The sequence below is a fragment of the Streptomyces sp. adm13(2018) genome, assembly GCF_008042145.1.
Taxonomy (GTDB): Bacteria; Actinomycetota; Actinomycetes; order Streptomycetales; family Streptomycetaceae; genus Streptomyces.
Genome location: NZ_RDBH01000143.1, coordinates 3,386 through 7,426, shown reverse-complemented (window position 1 = coordinate 7,426; position 4,041 = coordinate 3,386). Strand labels below are relative to the sequence as shown.

Annotated in this window: 2 protein-coding genes and 1 pseudogene; all 3 read right to left on the bottom strand. The window is 74.5% G+C overall.

From position 1 onward, the window contains the following. Positions 1-18 precede the first annotated feature (18 nt). Positions 19-1,290 carry an MFS transporter gene (locus tag EAO70_RS34275; protein WP_148006720.1) on the bottom strand — a complete coding sequence of 424 codons (1,272 nt, stop codon included), beginning with the start codon at positions 1,288-1,290 and terminating at the stop codon, positions 19-21. A 558-nt stretch (positions 1,291-1,848) separates the two neighbouring features. Then, positions 1,849-1,968 (bottom strand): annotated as a pseudogene (locus tag EAO70_RS39805) (YjbQ family protein); the annotation flags it as partial. Positions 1,969-2,069: 101 nt separating this feature from the next. After that, positions 2,070-3,254, bottom strand: a complete 1,185-nt coding sequence (locus EAO70_RS34265) for a serine hydrolase domain-containing protein (RefSeq protein ID WP_148006719.1) — start codon at positions 3,252-3,254, stop codon at positions 2,070-2,072. Positions 3,255-4,041 lie beyond the last annotated feature (787 nt).

Below are 4,041 nucleotides of genomic sequence, written 5' to 3'. Positions count from 1 at the left end.
CAGCAGGGGGGAGCGAGGTCAGCGGCGTGCGGGGGCGCGGGTGGCGGCCTCGCTGCCGGCCGCACGGGCGGAGCCGGCGGCGTCGTCGGTCGGTCCGGCGGGCTCCGTGGAGACCGGGCCGGACCCGAGGGCCTCGGAGGTCGCGGGGGCCCGGCGCTCCAGGGCGGCGGACCAGAGGGCGAGGCCGAGGGCGGCGGCGGCGAGCAGGGCGCCGACCCAGTTCGGGGCGGTGTAGCCGAAGCCCGCGGCGATCACGAGGCCGCCGAGCCAGGCCGCGAGGGCGTTGCCCAGGTTGAAGGCCCCGATGTTGACGGCGGAGGCCAGGGTGGGCGCGCCGTGAGCCTGGTCCAGGACGCGCTTCTGGAGCGGCGGGACGGTGGCGAAGCCGAGCGCCCCGACGAGGAGGATCGCGACCGCGGCGAGGATCTTCTGGTGCGCCAGCACGGTGAACAGCGCGAGGACGACCGCGAGCCCGCCGAGGGCGGTGTACAGCAGGGACATCAGGGCCCGATCGGCGTACCGGCCGCCGATCAGGTTGCCGAGGAACATGCCGACGCCGAAGAGGACGAGCAGCCAGGTGACCGCGCCGTCGGAGTACCCGGCGACCTCGGTCATCATCGGCGCGATGTACGTGATCGCGGCGAAGACACCGCCGAAGCCGAGCACGGTCATCGCCATCGCGAGCAGCACCTGGGGGTTGCGGAAGGCCGTCAGCTCGCGGCGGAGGTGGGTGCCCTCGGGGCGGGGCATGGCGGGGACGAGCCTGGCGATCCCGAGCAGGCCGAGCACGCCGAGCGCCGCGACGACCGCGAAGGTGGTGCGCCAGCCGACCGCCTGCCCGATGAAGGTGCCGAGCGGTACGCCGACGATGTTGGCGACGGTGAGGCCGGTGAACATGGTCGCGATGGCTCCGGCCTTCTTGTCGGGGGCGACGAGACCGGCGGCGACGACGGAGCCGATGCCGAAGAACGAGCCGTGCGCGAGGGAGGCGATCACCCGCCCGGTGACCATCACGCCGAAGCTCGGAGCGACCGCGGAGAGTATGTTTCCGGCCACGAACAGTCCCATGAGTAGCATGAGCATCCGCTTGCGGCTCACCTTGTTGCCGAGGATGGTCAGCAGCGGCGCGCCGATGACGACGCCGAGCGCGTAGCCGGTGACCAGCAGGCCGGCGGTGGGGATGGAGACGCCGTAGTCGCCGGCGATGTCCGGGAGCAGCCCCATGACGACGAACTCGGTCGTCCCGATCCCGAAGGCCCCGACTGCGAGGGCGAGGAGTGCGAGCGGCATGGCTCCGTCCTTCCGTACTTACTTGAGCGAGCTGTTTACGTGCTGCCACAATAATTGCAGACGCGCGATAAACGCAAACGCGCATAGCGCGCTCCAGTCGGGGTTGTAGGACGTCTTCGAGATGCCACGCCGCGAGGCTGCCCCGTCGTCCGCGAGGCGGGGCGGCAGCGGTTCGGGCGAGGAGGGCTGGTGGCCACGGTGCTCACGGTGAGCGCCACCCGTGACGACCGGCCCGGCAACCTGCCCCCACGCGCCCCCACCCGCAGTCGTCCCTGTGCCGCACTGCGCCGGGCGACAGCCGTCACCCCGTGGTCCTCGGCACCGCCTGCGACGCCGTGGGCCGGGCCTCCTGCTCGACGCACAGACGCTCAGGCCTCTCGCCGAAGTCGAGTACCCGGAGGCGTCGGGCGTCTCCGCCGTACCGCTCGGCGATGGGACCTGGCTGACCGTCGACGGAGAGACCGTTCCGCGCTGGAGCAGCGTCTGATCCCGCAAGGAGCCCTTCGACGGAAGAACCCGGTCCTGCGACCGCTCCCCGCACGAACCTGATCGCCTCGTTCAGCCCAGGAAGCTCCATCGCACCTGGCGGCCGGGGTTGTCCTTGGTGGTATCCACCAGGCACACCGACTACCAGGTGCCGAGCGTCAGTTCGCCGTCGATCACGGGCAGTGTCGCGTGCCGGGCTTCGAACGGCCGGCGGCCCGCGCCGCGTGGTGTGTGGCGTGGGCCGCCGGCCGTTCGGGGAGGTCCGGGTCCGGTTGGTGGCCGGGACCGCGCGTTCAGTCCTCCTTGAGGAGGGCGCAGACGAAGTCCTCCTGGACGGTCCGCAGTCGGGCCAGCAGGGCGGGCTTCACCCTGGGGCTGGTCTGGGTGTTGATGGAGAAGGTCAGCGAGCGGCTGCCGTCGGGGCTCGCGGCCATGAGCTGGGTGTAGCCCGCCGTGTTGCCCGTGTGGCCGTAGACCACACCGCAGCGGGTCGTGTACTGGTAGATCGCCAGCCCGGCGGCGTTCGTGCCGGGGCCCGGCGGCTCGGAGGTGTCACCGGGCCGGAAGTCCAGCTGCTCCTCGCGCGTGCGCGGCGACAGCAGGCCCGGGCCGGCGTAGGCGCGGATGAAGGCGGTCAGGTCGCGCGGGGTGGAGACGATCCCGCCGGACGCCCAGGCGCCGGAGGCGCCGAACGCCTCGCTCACGTCCTCGGGGCCGGCCGGCGGATCGACCGCGTACCCGTGCAGGTAGGGCCGGGGGAGCCGGTAGCCCAGCGGGAGGCTGGTCCGGCGCAGCCCGAGCGGACGGTACACGAGCTCCTTGAGGAGATCCTCGTACGAGCGGCCGGTCGCCGCCTCCGCCATGAGCGCGACCGCGATGTTGTCGGAGTTGGAGTACTCGTACAGCGTGCCCGGGACGAAGAGCAGCGGCTTGTCGGCGACGAAGTCGAGGAGCCTGCGCGGGTCGAAGACATGGCGCGGGTCGGCGGTGAGGATCGCCGCGAACTCGGGGGAGGCCGAGTAGTCGGGCAGGCCGCTGGTGTGCGCGAGGAGCTGGCGCAGCGTCACCGCGCCCCAGGCCGCCGGCTGTCCGGGCAGCCGGTCGGCGATGGTGTCGTCGAGGGAGAGCCGGCCCTGGTCGACGAGCCGCAGAGCGACGGCCCCGCTGAACGCCTTGGCGGCGCTCGCGATCCGCATGTGGTCGTCGGGGCGCGGCGGACGGCCGGTGGCGACGTCACCGACCCCCGCGGTGTACACCTGGGTGCGGTCGTCCCTGGTGAGCAGGGCGATCACGCCGGGCGGGCCGTCGGCCTGGGCCACGAGCCGGTCGAGCTGCCGCTGGAGGCGCGGGTCGTGCTGCGGCGGGTGGCCGCCGGCGGCCTGCGCGGGCTGGAGCAGCGTCGCACCGAGCGCGGCGGCGGTGAGGACGGCGGCGGCCAGCAGCGAGTGAGGGCGGCGGCCACGGGTGCGGAGGGGCACGTGCGGATCTCCCTGGGGTGCGAGGGGGTGGGCCGGCGCCCCCGGCCCTGGGCCCGGGCCGGGGAGACCCGGCCGGGGTATCCGCCTGCCTAGCAGAACGCGCGCCGCGGACGTCCCCGGCACGCGCCGACCAGGGCCGGTCGGCCGACGCCTCCCACCGCAACGTGGCACGAAGGGCTGCGCCGCGTACGCGTTGCCGTCGCGCCGCAGACGTCCCCGGCACGCGCCGCCCAGGGCCGGTCGGCCGACGCCTCCCACCGGAACATGGCACGAAGGGCTGCGCCGCGCAGGCGTTGCCGCCGCGCGCCGGGCGCGCCCGCCGGGCTACGGCGCTGCGAACCGGTCCGCGGTGCCGCGCGTCCGCTCGGCTGCCGCGGGGCCCGCTTAGCCGCGGCGCGCCCGCTTCGGCCGCCGCGCGCCGTACGCGGTGGCTCCCACCCGTGGCGTGCGCCCGGCGGCCGTCGCTGCTCGCACGCTCCCCGTGACCCCGTGACCCCGTGACCGCGTGACCGCGTGACCGCGTGACCCCGTGACCCCGTGACCCCGTGACCGCGTGACCGCGTGCCCGCCGCCCGGCAAGCCTCCCGTTCCCGAGCACCCGACCGCCCTGGGCCCGCCCGGCCCCGGGTCCGAAAGTCCAAGCGCCCTGCTGATTCGTCCCTATGTGCCGTGACGCGGGGGCGAGCAGTCTGAGTGCCGCCACGCACGGCGGTGCCGCCGGGTGCGCAGCGGACGGAGGTCCCGCCGCGTTCCCCGGCCGGCGCGGTCCGGGCGTCCACCCCCCTTC

Bases quoted from the DNA above. Each gene is read 5' to 3' on its own strand.
- EAO70_RS34275 (WP_148006720.1), bottom strand. From the start codon at position 1,290: ATGCCGCTCGCACTCCTCGCCCTCGCAGTCGGGGCCTTCGGGATCGGG.